Genomic DNA, 18,932 nt, shown 5'->3' with positions numbered 1-18,932 from the left:
GATGGTCTGAAAACTAATCAAGGCTTAACCAAGAATCATATCAATAGCTAATCAAATTCCTAAATTTTTCTTAGGAAGACGATAGCCTTGGTTCTTGAGAAATGGTGTAAGTGGTTTGGATAATTCCTTCAATGTTATTACTTCGATCCAGACTATTACAGTCAAGGGAACCAGGCGCAAGATGATTCGCTTCTGGATTTTGAGATTCTGGAAGCTCGCTCCAATTTTGAGGTAAAGAAATATGGAAAGTGCTGCCCTTTCCTAGTTCACTGGTAACCCAAATTTGTCCGCCATGCTGCTCCACAATTCGACGACAAAGGGTTAGGCTGACCCCCAGTCCACCACGCGATCGGGAGTCGGAGGAATCCACTTGATAGAAGGGTTCAAAGATTTGCTCTAGGTCTGTGGGGGGAATGCCACAGCCATGGTCAGTAATATGAAAAATCACATCCTGTGGTGAAAGGGTGACCGCAAATCCTAAGACTGAGCCAGGCGATGAAAACCTGATCGCATTATCTAAAATGCGATCGAACAAATCTAAAATGGCATCAGGATCAGCCCAAACGGTTAGGTCGTCGGGAATTGAATAAGTAATAGATAAATTTTGGGCTTGTAATCGACTCACCACGCGCTCGTAAGCTCGATTGGCCAAATCCTGCACCCAACAGCGTTGCCTGGCGAGGCTTTCGGTAGATGCTAAATCGGCCAATCGCAACACCACATCAATTGCTTGCCCCAACCGTTCCGCACTTCGCAGGGCCACGGCAATTAATTGTTGTCCTTGCATGGATTGCAAATCACAGCGTCCCGTGGCCAAAAGCTTAATTGCACCCTGCAAAGAGCTGAAGGGGGTGCGTAACTCGTGGCTCACGATCGAGACAAATTCATCCTTCATCCGCTCGATCGCCTTGTATTGGGTAATGTTGCGACACATCAGCCGCACACCATCACCCAACTTGCAGGCATCCACTCGAAACCAACTGTTCAATCGCCGATCGAACACCTCGCGCGATTGGTTGGCCTCCTCCGTCACCACCGGTAGCAACCAGGTGAATAACTCTTGGCTGGCCCGTGCCGCCTGCTCCACCTCCGACTCGCCCATCACCACCGGCTCCGCACTAAACGGCACGGCTGCCCGCGCCCCCGGATCCGTGCCATGGGCCAGCAAACTGCGCTGGGCCAGCACCGCCGCCGAACAGCCCGTTGCTCGCTCCGCCGCCGGATTCACCAACCGCCACTGAAAATTCACCACCCGATCTCGGTCATCACGCATCACCTGTAACACCGCGATCGCGTCCGGCGACAGGTTCAACACATCCATCAAAAATGATTGGGAATCCGCCAGCCGCAACTCCGCCTGTTTCCGCTCGATCGCGTAGCGCATCGATCGCACCAGCAGCGTGGGCGAAATTTCCCCCTTAATTAAATAGTCTTGGGCCCCCAACCGCAGGGCATCAACCCCCGCCTGCTCGTCACCCGTTGCCGTCAACACCACTACGGGAATCGTGGGTTGGGCGGCCTGAAGTTGGCGCAGCGTCCCCAGCCCCACCGAATCTGGCAACGACAAATCTAGCAACGTCACATCAAAACGCTGCTGTCGAATGCAAACCAGCGCCTCTGCCAGGGTGCCCACCGCTACCAGATCAACTCCCGACAGCAAAAACTCCGCCTTCCGCAGCATGAGTTGCACAAGGCGAACGTCGATCGGGCTGTCTTCAACCAGCAACACCCGTGGTGAAAACAGCGAGGCCGATTGGTTGAGCAAGGGATTGCCCTGAGATGCAGAATCAGAAAACGTCATACGCCCGACTGTTTGGGCCTGGTACAGCACTTGCAGAGCCACATGAGTTGCACAGAAGCAGCAGACAACATCGCTACCCGAAAAACTTTTGAATTTTAACGGCGATCGACAGGCTCCCTAGTTCATCTTATGCGCTCCCCTGAATTGTCCCCATCGTTTATTGCCTGACCCGCAATCCGATTCGTGATAAGAGCCACTCGATTCGCGATCGCTGAACCCTGGTTTCACCTTTCTTTCAGATTCAATTTTATTTGCAGAGGGAGATGAGATGCACCTGATCAGAGACAAATTTGAGCGTCTCTTGTCACCCAGCCGCAGAGAATTGATTCGGTATTAACAGAGAATTAAACAAAAATCTGATGAATGAATCAGTTAAATCAAGCACTTTGGCCTGGAGGATAGAGGTAGCTCCAAACAACGAATCGCTCCATCGCAATTTTGAGTTGCAACGGGATCGCGACGTGATCATCAAGCCTTCCACTACACCCGTAATTACGAGAGTGCAACCGCCATCGTTTATACCATCATTACGCGAAATCCCGTGCTAGTCATCAGGGAAATACTTCGCTTGAAGCACTTGTCGCCACCTGTTGTGGGCAGCTCACCCTCAATTTTCCCAAGTGACGAGCGGCTGGGGGAAATTGTCCAGTCTCCCCCCTCCATTACAGCATTTGAACCTTCCCGCTGCTCGAGATCCGCGCGATCGCCCTGAGGTTCATCATCATGTGCCCCGATCGCTAATTTAGTCACCATCAGCCAATTCCAAAATGGCTTGATCTCAAAAAACTCTTTAAATCCACCACTTTTCATCGATTTTATTGGGTATCTAATCGGATGTCTGACAAATCCCGACTCATAAGGATCTTGTCCGCATCTTGTCCGCATCTTGCTCGCGCCTGGTTCGCAAAACTTACTCAACAACCTTAAAAACTATGTTTCATGTAAATTGATCATCGTTAAAAGAACTTAACTTGAATTTTTATTCAAAGTATCAACTTAAATTTGCAACACCAAATTACGATTTTCGATTTGTATCAGCTTTTGGTTGGTTTTTGTCAACCAACTTGCTAAAAATCAAAACTTAATGAAGGGCTGCCAGTTCGTTATTTGTGAATTTTAAGTGCGTCTGCTTTTATAAATCTTGTTAAAAGAGACTAAAAATCATATCTTTTAAGAAATTTTTAACAATAAATATCAAAACAAAATTTGAAAAATCGCAAAATAATTTTGAATAATTTCATGTTCTGAATCAAACATCAATAGGAATTACTTGATCAAGGTGAAGAGAAAATCAGGAGGTCAGTTAATCTAAAAAAATGACTCATATACCCATGAAATTTCCCGTAATTCTCGACTTTTTCCCGTAATTCTCGACTTTTTCACCTTTTCTGCCTAGTCTGGCATTGAACAGCGGTGGATCCACGATACCTATTAGAGCGAGTTTGGATAATGTTTCTCATTTCTGACTCAGAGTTATCGCCTAGGGCGATCGACTTACCCGAACCAAACCCATCCGACTCCCCTTCCCCCGCTCTTGCAACAGCCTCTTCGCCTGCCAACACGCCCGCTAACCTATCTGCTAATTTATCTGCAAATCTGCCCCCAAATCTGCCTCAAAGTTTACCCGCAAACACTCACCTCAATGCCAAAGATCATCTGAAAAATACCGCCAACACGAACAGCAATACCAACATCAACACCAGCGTTTCTCTGGGATATGAATTGCGGGCTTCCCTCGCCTCAATTCATGGGGCCCTGCGACTGCTCACCAGGGATCAAGACTCGGTGACCGATCCCAACGCACGGCGGCTGTTGCGAATTGCCATGTCTAACACGCATCGGTTGCTGAGTTTGGCCGTTGCGATCGAGGGCGAAACCCAACAACCCAATGTCCTGACAACCGCTGCGATCGAGCGCCTAAGACTGGCCAACGAACTGCAAGGGGCGGCTGAGCGGGGAGAATTCATACTGGTTTACCAACCCGTGATTTGCTTGGTGAGCGGTCGCACCGTGGGTTTGGAAGCGTTGGTGCGCTGGGAACATCCCACCCGAGGATTGTTGCAGCCTGATAGTTTCATTGCGATCGCCGAAAGTAGCGGTTTCATTGCTGAATTGGGCCTGTGGGCCATCCGAGAAGCCTGCACCCAGCTTCGTCACTGGCAGCGAACGGGGATGATTGACTCAGATCTGTGGGTTAGTGTGAACCTCTCCCCCTGCCAATTGTTGGAACCAAACCTGCTGGGGCAGTGCGAAGCCATCTTGCGCGAAACGGAATTATCCCCCCAATGTTTGCACCTAGAGCTAACGGAATCCGTTGCTTTGGACTTGGGCATGGATGTGCTGGCAATTTTGCAAGGATTCCGGCAACTGGGCATTGCGATCTATGTGGATGACTTCGGCACGGGCTATTCCTCCTTGGCCCGACTCCATGAGTTCCCGATCGATGCGCTGAAGATCGATCGCTCATTCATCCTGCGGGAGCAGTGGGAAATCGTGCGAATGATTGCCCTCCTGGCCGAGCACCTGGGAATTCAAATTGTGGCCGAGGGAATTGAGTCGGTACACCACCTGCACACACTCCAAGGCTTAGGGTGTCAGATGGCCCAAGGATTTTTAATTTCGCGCCCTTTGGATGCGTCGGCGGTAATTGACTTCATTCAAGATCTAGACTCATAGAGAATCGCGATCTGATGGATTGAGTCACTCAGTAGCCAATTTAACCATTAACTCATCTAGTCAGATTTGCCCAAAAACCGAATAACCAGCAGCGGCTACTAGTCCATGGGGGCATTCTTTAGCCGTTGCTGGCAAGTTCACTGGCTACGAATTTACGAATTAACGAGTGATGAGCCTATCATTCAAGGCTGTCGATTTGGAAGTATAAACACAGCCCCAACAGCCATGACAAACTTAATTATTGAAACTGTGCACTAGATCACACCCACGACTGTCACTTAGCTTTTAGGATAGACACCGTTTATGGAACTGGTGTTCAGCCCTGTTGTAATCACGAAGGCAAAACTGTTGCCTAATCCATCCTTCTCTGAGCCTGCGAATTGAGTGCTGTGTCTCTTTCGATTTTCGCTGCCAGTTCATTCCCCAATCCCTTAATCGTCTTGCATCAAGTCTGAACACCAACCTAGCCACTGCTCTGCTTCAAGATTAATCCAGAATTCAGACCGAGAGCCGTGCTGGGCAAGAATCGGGGTTGGTTTGAATTCAGTATTAACACTTAATGATCGAGAGTCGAAATAGTCGCCCTTGGCACAATTTTGGCTGAGTAACAAGCTCCGTAGCTGATGGGTGTCAATTGCCACATGCTTGCAACCAATTAATTGAAGGATGATTCATTCTTTCCGAGTTTTTCACGATTTTTTCTTAAAATCATGTATGCAACTTGGGGGTGTTTCTGCAAAGTTGACAATGCTTCTAGTTAGCTCTAAATGGGAGATGAAGCTGATTAATAGATGCCTGAAAATGCCTGAAAATCATGTAAGCATTTACGAAACCTTAAAGAATTGAAGTTTAAATCGACTGCTGAGCTAGTTTCAAGATCGATCGTAAGAGTAAATTCATTGGCTGTAGATAAGCTCTGAAAAATTCTGGAAAATTCTGGAATTGCTCTGGCGATCGATAGACCAAGAGGGCTACACATTACTGAAATCACTTAAGATCTTCAGTTGCCCGTCTCCGGATGCAAGTTACTCCTATGAACACAGGCGCAGTTGCGAGGTACGCTATGTCAAACCAAGTTGTCGGTCTGCTATCCCTCGCGCGGGCCATTGCCCAGGTGAACCACAATCAGGTGTCTGGAACATTGATGGTTCGGCAGGGCCAAACCCATTGGCGGCTGGAGTTTCATCAGGGCAAGTTGGTTTGCACTGCGGGCAGTGATCATCGGGTGCGGCGCTGGCGGCGTGCTCTGATGGGGCAACAGATTGAGCCAGCGGAATTAACGACGGGGCAGCCTCCGGCCTCCTACGATCCTTGGGAATATGCGCTGTTGAGTCGGGCGGTGATGGCAGGTCGGCTAGATAGCGGTAAGGCGGAGCAGGTGTTGGCAGCGCTGACCCTGGAGGCGCTGACGCAAATTGCGACCGATGCAACGATTCGGGTGACTTGGGAGGTGCGATCGAACCGATTGCTAGACTGTGCGGTGGTTGGTTCGGGACTGCACTTGCCGGGCGATCGCCTGCAACAATTACTGAAAGATGCGCGGGACTTGAGCCAACTGTTGCCGAGTGACCGGCCGGCCCAAGCTTGGATCGATCGGGGACTGTCGTTGGATGCCGGCATTGAGCTGGATGATAGCCGTCAGCACACTGCCCTGAGCTTGCAACCGCTGTTTAATGGCCGGCGCACCTTTTGGGATTTGGCCCTGAAGTTAAATCAATCCCCTGCCATGACGGCTCGGATGCTGGGTTACTTTTTCCGGCAGCAGTTGCTGACCTTTCAGGTGTTGCCGGATTTGGAGTTTCACCCCATGCTCTCATCCACGAGTTCCGCCACCCCGGCGACCAAAGCCGAACCGCCTTTGGTGGTTTGCATTGATGACAGCATGGTGGTGCTGCAACGGCTAGAACGAATTGTGACCCAGGCGGGCTATCGGTTCTGTGGAATGCGGGATTCGGTGCAGGCGCTGACGCAGTTGATTGAGCTAAAGCCAGATTTGATCCTGCTGGATGTGGTGATGCCGGTGGTGAATGGCTATGAAATTTGTGCGCAAATTCGCCGGGTGAAGGCCCTGGAGCATACCCCGATCGTGATTTTGACCGGGCATGATGGCACGATCGATCGGGTGCGGGCCAAATTGGCGCGGGCTTCCGAGTTTCTCTCGAAGGTTTCGGATAGTGGGCGAATTCTGGCGACGTTGGAGCGGCACTTGCCGAGCCACAATTCCACCCGCCCACATGCACCCCATCCAGATCCGTCCCTATCCGGTTGCACTACCAATGGGCAAGATCAGGGGGCTGGCTTCAACCTAAATTCACCCCCCAGCGCGTTCAAGTCTGCTTTGGCCTGAGAGGATCTTGGAGAGGATGGCGAAAAAGCCAAACTTGCATCAGTCCCATAGACCAATCTTCATTCCAGATCCATCCCAGTATGAATCCGGCGGATGAACGGTTGCTGTTGTGCCCGAATTTGCCAAGATGCGCCCAAAGTGGTTCCTCGATGCTGTTGCTGGGGGTAGTTGCTGGGAGTATGATTCCGGCATCGGTGGCCGTCAGGATTCGTGATCAGTGAGCGATCAACTAGCCATTCATGAGATCTCATGAGCCATCAGCCGTCATTCAACAAGTCATTCAACGCCCGTCCCTTGTCTCATCATCTGCCCCACCATTTGATTTTGTATAGCAAGCCCGGTTGCCATCTCTGTGAGGGATTGCAGGAAAAGTTGGAAATGGTGAACTTGTCGAGCGATCTGCACCTCACGATCGAGCTGCGGGACATCACCACCAACGATCGCTGGCTTGCCGCGTTTCAGTACGAAATTCCGGTGTTGCGTTGGCTGGCGGATGGGGAATCTGAATTGCCGATTCCGCGGCCGTCGCCCCGCTGTTCGGTGGTTCAGCTCGAACAACACCTCCGGAAAGCCTTTGCCACAATCACCCAAAACCACTGAGCCATCTTAGGAGAGGCAACCGCCCATGGAACCCATGACTTTGCGCGAACTGCTGGCCAGCGTCTCCACGGAACTGGTGATTCCCGACCATCCGGCACTCGATCGCCCAGTGAAGGGGCTGACGACCAATTCCCAGGCTTGCCAACCGGGTGACCTGTTCATTGGTCTGCCGGGGACTCGGGTTGATGGCGGTGAATTTTGGCCCAATGCGATCGAGTCGGGGGCGATCGCGGCGGTGGTGTCGTCGGCCATTGCTGCCGCCCAGCCAACCCAGCCGGCCGGGCCCTGCCTGATTGGGGCCATGGACGTGGTGGGGGCCTGTGCAGATTTGGCGGCGGCGTTCCATGGCCACCCAACCCAGCAGTTGCAATTGGTGGGGGTGACGGGTACCAATGGCAAAACCACCACCACGCAATTGATTGAGTTTTTATTGAAAACGGCCGATCGCCCCACGGCACTGCTGGGCACGTTGGTGGTGCGTTGGCCGGGCTTTGAGCAAACGGCGATTCATACCACGCCCTTTGCGGTGGAGTTGCAGGAGCAGTTGGCCAATGCTCGATCGGCCGGGGCGGACTATGCCGTGATGGAGGTTAGCTCCCATGCCCTGGCCCAACGACGGGTGCAGGGTTGTGAATTTCAGGTGGCGGTTTTCACCAACCTGACGCAGGATCACCTGGACTTCCACAACACGATGGAAGAGTATTTTGCGGCGAAGGCCCTGCTCTTCCAGCCCAATTACCTGCGAGGCCGGGCGATCGTCAACTTTGATGATCCCTATGGAGCGGCCCTCGCAGCTCAACTCGATCGTGATCGCTGCTGGTGCTACAGCATTGACGACTCCGAAGCCGATTTTTATCTGAGTGATTTGAGCTATGGCCTCGATGGGGTCAGCGGCACGTTGCACACGCCGGCTGGCGCGATCGCGTTTCGATCGCCCCTCGTGGGCCAATTCAACCTGCAAAACTGGCTGGCCGCCGCTGCCACCGGGTTGCACTTGGGTTTGGATCTTTCGGCAATGGTGCAGGCCCTGGCCCAGTTCCCCGGTGTGCCAGGCCGAATGCAGTTAGTCCAAGTGACCGATACGCCCTTGCCCCAAGACATTAGCGCGATCGTGGACTATGCCCATACGCCCGACAGCTTGGATAATGCCCTGCGGGCGGCCCGTCCGTTTGTGCAAGGGCGCTTGATTTGTGTATTTGGTTGTGGGGGCGATCGCGATCGCACCAAACGGCCGATTATGGGTGGCATTGCAGCCCAGGAGTCCGACTGGGCGATCGTCACTTCCGACAACCCCCGCACCGAAAATCCCCAGCGAATTTTGAACGATGTGGTGGCCGGGATTCCCGTCGCTGCGAACTACACTGTGGAGGGCGATCGCGCCAAAGCTATCCAACTGGCCATTCTGGAAGCCCAACCTGGCGATTGCGTCTTAATTGCGGGCAAAGGCCACGAAGACTACCAAATTCTAGGCACTGAAAAAGTGCATTTTGACGATCGGGAACAGGCCGAAGCGGCCCTACGCCTGCGATTGCAAGAAACCATTACAACTACTGCAAGTTGAAGCAGGTTGAAGCAAGTTAAAGCAGGTTGAAGCACCTGGATACAACTCCATGAGATTCAGCGATCGAAAAATCAGGGGCGTATCCCATGCTCCGACCCCGCCCGCCCGCGATCTATTGGCTGAATCTGTTAAAAACTGTTAAATCTCATCCCTGAGCGCCCCCGTTTGGATTTGCCCATGATTCTGTGGAAGATTGATACCGTTTCTGCGAAGTTGCGTGAGATTCCTGTTAGTTGAAGATGACCCAGCCATTTCCCACACGCTCGGCGCGGCCCTGGCGGAGCAGTTCTATGTAGTGGATGTGGCTGAGGATGGGCAAGAGGGACTGGATTACACCCGATCGTTTACCTATGACCTGATCATTCTGGATGTGACCCTGCCTCGACTGGATGGCCTGAGTCTGTGTCGCCATCTGCGGCGGGAAAAGTATACGGGCCCCATCTTGCTGTTGACCGCCAAGGGCGAAACCGAAGACAAGGTAAAGGGTCTGGATGCCGGGGCTGATGATTATGTGGTCAAGCCTTGCACCGTCCAAGAACTGATGGCGCGGGTGCGGGCCCTGTTGCGTCGCCAGCGATCGACCGATGCGCCCGTGTTGGAATGGGGCCCCCTGCGTTTGGATCCGAGCGCCGGTCAAGTGACCTATAGCAATCGCCCCATCAACCTCAGCCCCAAGGAATACAGCCTCCTGGAATTGTTTTTGCGCCATCCCCGGCGGTTGTTTTCCCGCAACGCTATCCTCGAACACCTGTGGTCTGTGGGCGATTTTCCCGGCGAAGAAACCGTCAAAGCCCACATCAAAGGTGTGCGGCGCAAGTTGGCCCTGGTGGGAGCGCGGGATCTCATTGAAACGGTTTATGGCATGGGCTACCGGCTGCGGCCCGGGAGCGCTCAGGTGCCGGAACCCCAGGATGGGGATGTGTCCCTGCGGTTGCGCTCGGCGCTCGATCGCGCCTGGGAACGCTTTGAAGGGATGATCTATGAGCGGCTGGAGTCCCTGGAGCGAGTAACAGCGGGCATTGGGGCTGATCGCCTCTGCGAAGCCGATCGCCTGCGGGCCCTGGAAGATGCCCACAAACTGATCGGCTCCTTGGGGCCATTTGGATTGGTGCGCGGTTCCCAACTGGCCCGCGCCATTGAAGAGCAACTACAACAACTGCAACCCTACGCCCAAGATCCCCACAGCCCTCCTGACCCCAACGGCTTCGGTTGCGCCGCCAATTCGGCCGCCACGAGTCCAACGGCCACCAATCGCCACAGCATCCTGCAACTGGCCCACCAAACCCTCATTGCCTTGGTGGGTGATCTGCGCCGCGAAATTCAAAGCCGCCAGCAGATCGAACACAATCGCCTGCGGCTGGTTTATTTGGGCAACAACAGCCGCTGGTCTCAGGCCCTGGCCGCCGCCATCGCCCAAGAAGGGGCCTTGATTGACCTGGTGCTGCCCAGTTCTCCCACCACTTGGCTCACGCAACCTGCCACCGCCTTGCCCAGTGTGGTAATTATGGATTGGAGCGATCCGGAGCGGGCCGATTTTCTGGCGGTATTACCCAGCTTGCGCCAGCGCCAACCATCCCTGATCGCGATCGCCCTGATGGAGCAGTCCGACCCCAATGATCTGCTGCAATTTGCGGATGAAGGCTGGGACACGGATTGGACGGTCGATCGCTCGATCACGCCCCTGATCCAAGCCCTCAGTCAATACCAAACCGAACAACGCATTGGGGGCAATTTGCGAATTCTGGCCATTGGCCTGTCTAACAACGCCAACAACCTGGTAAGACGCTGTTGCCAGCAACAACAATGGACGCTGGCCGCCGTTTCCCAACCCCAACGCGTCAGCGCCAGCATGGCCGCCAGTCGGCCGGATCTCATTTTGCTGGCGGCCGATAGCAGCCCCTGGGGAGGCGTTTTATGGACGAGGGCCCTCCGCAGCGAGGGATTTGGCGGGCGGCGAATCCCGGTGATTGTTTTTGCCTCCGAAGCCTCGCCCCAAACCCTCGATCGACTCTACCAGTCCGGGGCAACTGCCTGTATCCTAGAGCTTCCAAGTGCTGAAGAATTGGCGGATAGTTTGCGACATCAGCTCATCCGAGCCGGTCGATCGGAATTGTTCAATGGCCGAGCCACCAAACCAACTAGTAAATATTAATTGGCACTAATTGGCACTAATTGGCTTGATTAACTGGAAGGATTAATTGGAATGAATTGAACTCATGAATTTAGCTCAATTCAACTGAATTTAACCCATTCAATCAACTAATTCCACTCAATTAATCAACTAAGAGGTTGAGCTAATAAAATTAATTAACTCAACCTACCTGGATCGATTAATCTGATTAGTTCGCTTAACTCGATTAACGATTAATTCGATTAATTAGTTGAATGACTTGGTTAAATTGATCAATTGAGCTTATTCAGTGGAACGGATAGTCCAATTAATTAAACTGATGGACAAGACTGATGGCGCTGCTGGGACTTCCTAGGCCAGTTAGATTGCTTGGTTGCATCCGATGGCACTTGATTGAACTCCTGGACTGGCCATGGCTTCTGGATTCATACGAAAAAGCCCCACAATTCATATTTTCCTCTCCATCTCCTATGACTAAACAAGTGCTTGTTATTGATGATGAACCAGACATGCGAGAAATTGCGCGCATTGGTCTGGAAGTTTGTAATGGTTGGCAGGTGTTGCTGGCGGCTTCCGGTGCTGAAGGAATTGCCGTGGCTGCGGCCCAACAACCTGACGCAATTTTGTTGGATGTGATGATGCCACAAATGGATGGCACGGCAACCTTGGAAGCATTGCAAAAAAATCCCTCCACCAGTCATATTCCTGTCATTTTATTGACTGCCAAGGTGCAAGCGGCCGATCGCCAACGCTATGCTCATTTGAAGGCGGCCGCAGTGGTTACCAAGCCATTTGATCCCTTGGTGTTGGGAGATTCCATTTGTCAAATTTTGGGCTGGTCTTCCTAATAATTTCTCATCATTAGGTTGAGATGACTCGGCTGAGATGATTAGGTTGAGCGGCTTGAAACTGGGGCGATCGAGTCAAATCTAGTTCAATTCAGTCAAATCTAGTCCAATTCGGTTTGATCGAATTCCGCTGCACCGGAACTGGTTCAATCGGATCAAATTGAGTCAAATCGAGTCAATTGGCTCAATTTCTAATTCAAAGGTCATGTGGGCCGAGGCCGATCGCCCGCGAAACGTGCCCGGCATGGGGGCCGTGTTTTGGGGGAAAGCGCTGGCAGCCAGGGGAATATGCCGATCGGCCGTGACCAGCCCTTGGGTGGGGTCATAGCCTCGCCACCCGGCCCCCGGCAAAAAGACTTCAACCCAGGCGTGCAGGTGCTTTTCGGGCAATTTGGGGTCACCCGCTTCATAGCCACTGACAAACCGCACCGCCAAGCCCACCACCCGGCAAACCTCCATAAACAACACCGATAAATCGCGACAGGAGCCGGTTTTGCGCCGCCAAGTCATGCCCGGTGGCATTGGGTCGCCCGTTTCTCGCTGCTGATAGCAACAGTGGTTATAGACCGTTTGGTTCAAGTCGCCCAAAAAGTCCAGGGTGTTGCCATGGTTTTTGTAAAGCAACCCTTGGGCTAACTCCCAAATGGCGGGATCGAGTCGATCGCCCCCCAACCGTTGATCGCTCAGGTAAGGCCGCACCTGGGCCAGTGTTGAGGCGGGATAGTCGAAGGGGAGCGACAGGGCCCAAGGTTCCAGCAAAAAGTTAAACGGGTTCGATCGCAGGGTTTCCACGATGCTGGTGGCCTTCACATGCAAGGATTCCACCAGATCTCGGTTAAACCAACTTTGAATGACTGTGTTGCCTTCCAGGTCAAAAATATCGGCTAAACCCAGGGGGTGCGGCGACACCTGAAGTTGAAAATCGTGCAAGACCTGGGATCCATCGCAGCGGGGCCGCAATCGCAGGGTATGGGGGCCAAGTTCGACGGGTTGGCTATAGGTGTAATGAATTGCGTGATGGATGCGATAGCGCATGGCCCGGCCTAACGAACAATGGGGATTCCATGGCCATTTTAAGGAAGTCCCCCTTGGAAGTGGGGTTTAGGAGGAAGCTGGAGATCGGCGCGATCGCCCCCGACGTTTGGCCGGGCGACTTCGGGGCGATCGAGCAGTGGGTTCACCCCTGACCGCCGAGGCTGGCTGGGAAGATTGGGCGATCGCCCGCAGGCTGGCTAGTTCCGTTGCGGTCAGGAAGCGCCACTGGCCCGGCTCCAACCCCGCCAAGGTGAGCGACCCGATCGCCACTCGCACCAAGCGCAAGGTGGGATGGCCCACGGCCGCCGTCATCCGTCGCACCTGGCGATTGTGGCCTTCGGTGAGGGTTAACTCCAACCAGGCGGTGGGCACGGATTTCCGGAACCGAATGGGCGGATTGCGAGGCGGCAGGGTTGGCTCCTCGGGCAACAGACGCACCTGAGCGGGGCGGGTTCGGTAGTCTTGAATGGTCACGCCCTGTTGCAGTTGGGCGATCGCCTGATCCGGGGGAATCTGTTCCACCTGGGCCCAGTAGGTGCGGGGATGGCCCCAGCGGGGATCGCTTAACCGGTGTTGCAGCGGCCCATCGTCTGACAGCAGCATTAACCCTTCGCTGTCCCAATCCAACCGTCCGATCGGGTAGATCTCAGGCACATCAATGAAGTCCTTCAGGGTGGCCTTGCCCTCGGAGGGGCTAAATTGGCTCATCACCTGAAAGGGCTTATAAAACAGGACGTAGCGGGCCATGGTCGGGCGGAAAAAAGGGGCAAGGGGCAGCGCGGTGTTGCAGCGCGGTGTTGCAGTGCGGTGTTGCAGTGCGGTGTTTTAGTAGTGGCTGCCCGATCGCCGGTGGTGAACCGCCGTGACTCCTGTGGTGTCGAGCACTTTGCCGCTGTTAGCAGTGGCATAAACCACCCAGTGATCGCCACATTCCATGCGACTGCGCACGGTGCATTCCAGAAAAGCCAGGGCATCGGTTAACACCGGACAACCATTGCTGGCGGTTTCCACTTGTAATCCCTCGAACCGATCGGCCCCTGGCGGGAAGTTTTTCATGAAGTGCCGCCGCAGTTGTTTGCCTTCCGCCAACACGTTCAGGACAAACTGCGAACCCTCATGCATCAGGGACTCGATCGCCCGTTCCTTGGCCACGGCGATCGTCACCCCCGGTGGCTTGAAGGTGGCTTGGGAGACCCAGGAGGCCAGCATGGCGGTTTGCACATCATCCTGGCTGGCGGTGACCACACACAGGGAACCCACCACGCGCCCAACGGCCTGGGCCGTGCGATCGGCCGTACCGGCGGCCGGTTTGGGAGCGCGGCGCTTGTTGGCCCGTTGCAGGGCCTGGGCAAAGTCCGTGCCCGCCTCTTCGCACTGTTGCAAGACCGCTTGGGTGGGGGCAAATTTGACCCGAATCGTGGGCATGGCAAATTGGTAGCCCCCGTCCTGGAGTTTGTTTTCCAACAGGTCGATCGCCTCGCCGCTCCAACCAAAAGAGCCGAACACCCCGGCGGGTTTGCTCTTGTCAGCACTGTTCAGGACAATGCCCAGGGCCGTTTGGATTTGGGTGGGAGCATGGCCGCCCAAGGTGGGGGAGCCGATGATGAAACCGGCGCATTTCTCGATCGCCCCTTTAATTTCCTCTGGATCCAAATATTCACAGTTGATCGACTCCACCGCCACGCCGGCCTTGGTGATGCCTCGGGCAATGCTTTGGGCCACGGCGGCCGTGTTGCCATAGGCCGAGGCGAAAATCAGGGCCACGGAAAGTTCCTTTTCTGTCTGCTGTTGCGTCCAGTGGCGATAGGCGTGGCGCAGTTCCGCAAAGCCATAGCGCACGATCGGCCCGTGGCCCGGCGCGTAGGTGGCGGCGGGCAGGTCGTCTAATTTATCGAGGGCGGTGCTGACCTGTTTGGGCTGGGAAGCGTGCAAGCAGTCATAATAAAACCGTCGATCGTCCTCGTAGATCTGCCAGCCCTCATCAAAAATCTGATCGCCGCAAACATGGGCCCCGTAAAGCTTGTCGGTGAAGGCAATTTGGCTGGCGGGGTCGTAGGTAACCATGCCATCGGGCCAACGGGGCGTTGGAATCGGGATGAATTTCAGCAGGTGGCCTTGGCCCAGGTCAAAGGTTTCTTCACTACGCACCACCTCGATCGTCAAGTCCCGATCGGGAAAGAGCGATCGCAGGGTGATGGCCGCCGGGTTGGAGCAAATGAAGCGGGGGGGCTGGCTGGCTTCCAGGAGTCTTTCAATGGTGGCGGCCCGGTTGGCGTTCAGGTGACCCAAAATAACGTAGTCGATCGCCCGATCGCCCAACTGCTGCGCCAATTTATTCAAAAACACATCGGTGAAGGTTTGCCCCGGCGGGTCAATCAGGGCCACCTGATCGCCTTGAATCAGATAGGCATTGGCGGTGGTGCCTTTTTTGAGGGAATATTCAATTTCAAATTTCAGGCGTTCCCAGGTGCGCGATCGCAACACGGTGGTGCCAGGGCCAATCGGCATCACTTGCACGTCGCGGGGTTTGGCCGTTGGGGGGGTTGCTGTGGCGATCGTCATTGCTGTGGCTCCGTGGTTCAAGCCTGATCCCTATAGTTGCCATCCTAGCGGGATCGTGGGCGCAATCAACGGGCGATCGCTTTGCAAAATGTAATCGGCTGGTTAATCAAATCTGAGAGGGAGGCTGAACAGAGTCTTGAAGTCCTGGCACAGCACCCCTGGTTCTGGGCGCAAGGGGCTTCAGCCCCTTGTCTTTGCGGATCGGGAGGGATCTCGGGAGGATCGCCCGCTCTAGCCCATACCCAGCAATTTTTTAATCAGGCCGACCTTTTGAGCATAGGGGGCATAGCGCCAATCTAAATCGAGCCAAGTGGCCTTCTTCAAAACGCTGCGATGGTGCGAGAAGGTGTCAAAGCTGGCCTTGCCGTGATAGCTGCCGATGCCGCTGTCGCCCACCCCGCCAAAGGGCAGCGATGGACAACCCACATGCATCACCGTTTCATTGATGCAAGCGCCGCCGGAACTGGTGCGATCGAGCAAGTAGCGTTGGGTTTGGGTATTTTCCGAGAACACATACAGCGCCAGGGGTTTGGGGCGGCTGTTCACTTGGGCGATCGCCTGATCCAGTTGGTCGTAGGGCAACACCGGCAGAATGGGCCCAAAAATTTCATCGGCCATCACGGGGCTGTCCCAATCCACATCGGTGAGGATTGTGGGAGCAATGTAACGATCGGCGCGGTTGTGTTGGCCGCCCAAGAACGGTTTCCCAGACTCCAGCAAAGTAGCCAGGCGATCAAACTGGCGATCGTTAATAATTCGCCCAAAATCCCCGCTTTGAGCCGGATCGGTTCCATAAAATGCCGTGACCGCCCCGCGCAATTGGGCCAGCAACTCCGGCATCACCGCCCGATCGACCAAAAGATAATCCGGTGCGATGCAAGTTTGGCCCGCGTTGAGGAATTTGCCCCAAGCGATCCGCTTCGCCGCGATCGCCAGATTGGCATCCGCCGTCACAAAGCAAGGACTCTTGCCCCCCAACTCCAGGGTGACCGGCGTGAGGTGCTTGGCCGCCGCTGCCATCACAATGCGCCCAATGGCCGTCCCACCCGTGAAGAAAATATGGTCAAACTTGTTGGCCAACAGGGCTTGGCTGGTGACAGCATCCCCTTCAAACACCGCCACAAAAGCCGGGTCAAAGGTTTCCCGAATCAGGGTTGCCACCACTGCCGCCGTGGCCGGAGCCACTTCCGAGGGTTTCACGATCGCGCAATTTCCCGCCGCGATCGCCCCCACCAACGGTGAAATCGCCAAAGAAAAGGGATAGTTCCAGGGGCCAATAATCAGCGCCACCCCCAAGGGTTGCGGCTCAATCCAAGCGGAACCCGGCCATTGATCGATCGACAACTTGACCTTTTGAGGCTTGGCCCATTGGGTTAAATTTTTCAGGGCCCCGTCAACTTCTGCGATCGAAGCCAATTCAAAATAGGCCTCATATTCCGGTCGGCCCAAGTCCTGTTGCACCGCTGCCACGATCGCGTCCTGCTTGGCCTGAATCGCTTGGCGCAGCTTGGTTAATTGGTCGCGCCGAAATTCCAAATCGCGGGTGCGGCCGGTGGCAAAAAACTGTCGTTGGCGATCGAGGGTTTCCCGAATTTGGGTCTCAAGATCCCAATGAGCCGAATTGGTCGGTTGCGTGGCGATCACCATAACTGTTGATTAACTCTTGAATGAACCCTTGAATGAACCCTCGAATGACTCGAAAGGGAGTTGTCCCGCAAGTGTGCGCTGATCACTAATTTACTGAAAGATTCCGATTCCAGCTTCGGAACGGTAACCAGGATCTAGTATCAGTTCAGTTAAGCTCAACGGGCACTGGAAGGCTGGTTTTTTCAACCGATCTGCCCCAGGCAAGGGGATCAAGCACCTTGTCTCCAATCCCCAGGTAAGGGGATCAAGCACCTTGTCTTTGATCGCGCGATGATGGAATTAGGCGCTTGGACAAATGCTCACCAGGATTAGCCAGCCTTAGGCCGAGGTGGGCAAATCTTGCACAAAATCGAGGGTGAAAGCCTTGCGATAATCCAGTGTTTTGGGATAAACCCCATACTCAACCATGTTTTCAAAAAATTCCTGCCAACGGGCTTCGGTCATGTAGCCAATGCCGTTAGTAATTGCATCGCCCGAAAGCACAATGCCATATTCCTTGAGCTTCCCGAGACCATAGGTTAAGCGATCGTCTGTCATCTCTGGATAGTCTTTTTTAATCAAGGCATTGCCGGGTGTTGGATCGGCTAAATAGCTATACCAACCTTTAGCAGAAGCTTGCACAAAACGTTTCACCACATCGGGCTTTTCAGCAATCATTTGGGATGTGGTGTCGATGGTGGTGGCGTAGGGTTTATAGCCCACATCAGCTAGCAAGAAAACGCTGGGTTTGAAGCCGCCTTCCTTTTCGATGGTGTAGGGTTCTGAGGTGACAAATCCCTGTTGAGCAGAAGTTTTATCAGCCAAAAAGGGAGCGGGGTTAAAGTTATAAACCCGGCGCTGACTATCCGTAAATCCGTATTTCTTAGCCAACAGCCCCCAAAAATCTGAAACGGCTTGGGGCGTGACAAACAGGGGCTTGCCCTTCAGTTCCGACAAATCTTTTACGCCGGGATGGGCCACAATGCAGCGGGGATCCTTTTGGAAATAGGCGGCGACGGTGATTTTTGGAACGCCTTCCGCGACGGCATTCAGGGCGATCGTGCTGTTGCTCATGGCAAAGTCCACCACTTTCCCAAACAGCAGTTGTGTGCCTGTGGCCGCCTGGGGGCCGCCCATCCGAATTTTTACATCCAGGCCATATTCCTGATAAATGCCGGTGGCCAGGGCTTGGTAAAAGCCGCCATGTTCCGCTTGGGCAACCCAGTCTGTGGCGAGGGTGACCCGATCGAGGCCCTTTTCGCCGGTTGGGCTGGGTTCGCTGCTGGTGTTGTTGCCACAGGCGGTGACCAAGCCGGAACCGAGGGCGATCGCCCCGTATTGCAGCAACCGACGACGGGTGAAGGCGGAATCGTTCAACGGAGACATAGGGTTAATTATCGGGAAGATTGAGAATTTTGAGTTCAACGGCTCGATCGGTCAGCCCTGATTAGCCCTGCTCCTTGAATTCTAAACTTCCCATGCCTTGCGCCGTCATTTTCAAGCTTCGTTGCCAAACTTCGTTGCCAAACTTCGGTTCTCAGCCGCGTTTCCAGGTCTTATCGCTGAATCTGCGCTGAATCTGTGGAATGCCAGCAATTTCTAAATTGGTTTCTAAATGAGCGGGATCGCAGCAAGCCCACGCTGCCATCGAAAGCAAGCGTGGGCTTTTGGATTTTGGAATTCGTTTTGCGATTTCGAGCCGGTTGGGTGCGGCTCCAGGCTGTCCAGAGCGAGACTTTCGCCAG

General features: G+C 54.1%; 13 protein-coding genes. 6 read left to right on the top strand and 7 right to left on the bottom strand.

Annotation, left to right across the window (positions count from 1 at the left end):
* Positions 1–70: 70 nt before the first annotated feature.
* Complete coding sequence (locus VPK24_RS16695; RefSeq protein ID WP_393015070.1) at positions 71–1,801, bottom strand: ATP-binding response regulator; 1,731 nt, start codon at positions 1,799–1,801, stop codon at positions 71–73.
* Between the two features lie 516 nt (positions 1,802–2,317).
* Entirely contained in the window at positions 2,318–2,611 is a 294-nt protein-coding gene (locus VPK24_RS16690) for a hypothetical protein (protein ID WP_393015068.1), read from the bottom strand.
* 639 nt (positions 2,612–3,250) lie between these two features.
* On the opposite strand from VPK24_RS16690, the gene VPK24_RS16685 reads away from it, so the two are divergent.
* The 6 genes from VPK24_RS16685 to VPK24_RS16660 all read left to right on the top strand — a co-directional run bounded on the left by VPK24_RS16685 (position 3,251) and on the right by VPK24_RS16660 (position 11,964).
* Complete coding sequence (locus VPK24_RS16685; RefSeq protein WP_393015066.1) at positions 3,251–4,477, top strand: EAL domain-containing protein; 1,227 nt, start codon at positions 3,251–3,253, stop codon at positions 4,475–4,477.
* Between the two features lie 1,063 nt (positions 4,478–5,540).
* Positions 5,541–6,824, top strand: coding sequence for a response regulator (locus VPK24_RS16680; RefSeq protein WP_393015064.1), 1,284 nt, complete (start codon positions 5,541–5,543; stop codon positions 6,822–6,824).
* Between the two features lie 294 nt (positions 6,825–7,118).
* Complete coding sequence (locus VPK24_RS16675) at positions 7,119–7,424, top strand: glutaredoxin family protein (RefSeq protein WP_393015062.1); 306 nt, start codon at positions 7,119–7,121, stop codon at positions 7,422–7,424.
* Positions 7,425–7,458: 34 nt separating this feature from the next.
* On the top strand, positions 7,459–8,985 hold the full coding sequence (locus VPK24_RS16670; RefSeq protein WP_393015218.1) for a UDP-N-acetylmuramoyl-L-alanyl-D-glutamate--2,6-diaminopimelate ligase: 1,527 nt from the start codon (positions 7,459–7,461) through the stop codon (positions 8,983–8,985).
* A gap of 217 nt (positions 8,986–9,202) precedes the next feature.
* Positions 9,203–11,137 carry a response regulator gene (locus VPK24_RS16665; RefSeq protein WP_393015060.1) on the top strand — a complete coding sequence of 645 codons (1,935 nt, stop codon included), beginning with the start codon at positions 9,203–9,205 and terminating at the stop codon, positions 11,135–11,137.
* A 449-nt stretch (positions 11,138–11,586) separates the two neighbouring features.
* Entirely contained in the window at positions 11,587–11,964 is a 378-nt protein-coding gene (locus tag VPK24_RS16660; RefSeq protein WP_190532714.1) for a response regulator, read from the top strand.
* A gap of 165 nt (positions 11,965–12,129) precedes the next feature.
* Here the strand turns inward: VPK24_RS16660 and VPK24_RS16655 are convergent, their stop codons facing one another.
* From VPK24_RS16655 to VPK24_RS16635, 5 genes are all read right to left on the bottom strand, one after another.
* A complete protein-coding gene (locus tag VPK24_RS16655; RefSeq protein WP_393015058.1) occupies positions 12,130–12,999 on the bottom strand; it encodes a transglutaminase family protein in 870 nt (289 codons plus the stop codon).
* A 66-nt stretch (positions 13,000–13,065) separates the two neighbouring features.
* On the bottom strand, positions 13,066–13,746 hold the full coding sequence (locus VPK24_RS16650; protein WP_393015056.1) for a pseudouridine synthase: 681 nt from the start codon (positions 13,744–13,746) through the stop codon (positions 13,066–13,068).
* 78 nt (positions 13,747–13,824) lie between these two features.
* Entirely contained in the window at positions 13,825–15,561 is a 1,737-nt protein-coding gene (locus VPK24_RS16645) for a diflavin flavoprotein (RefSeq protein ID WP_393015054.1), read from the bottom strand.
* 231 nt (positions 15,562–15,792) lie between these two features.
* Complete coding sequence (locus VPK24_RS16640; RefSeq protein WP_393015052.1) at positions 15,793–17,208, bottom strand: aldehyde dehydrogenase; 1,416 nt, start codon at positions 17,206–17,208, stop codon at positions 15,793–15,795.
* 318 nt (positions 17,209–17,526) lie between these two features.
* Positions 17,527–18,573 carry an ABC transporter substrate-binding protein gene (locus VPK24_RS16635; protein ID WP_393015051.1) on the bottom strand — a complete coding sequence of 349 codons (1,047 nt, stop codon included), beginning with the start codon at positions 18,571–18,573 and terminating at the stop codon, positions 17,527–17,529.
* Between the last annotated feature and the right edge of the window lie 359 nt (positions 18,574–18,932).

The sequence above is a fragment of the Limnothrix redekei LRLZ20PSL1 genome (assembly GCF_043235035.1).
Classification (GTDB): Bacteria; Cyanobacteriota; Cyanobacteriia; order CACIAM-69d; family CACIAM-69d; genus CACIAM-69d.
This window is presented reverse-complemented; position numbering and strand designations above follow the sequence as displayed.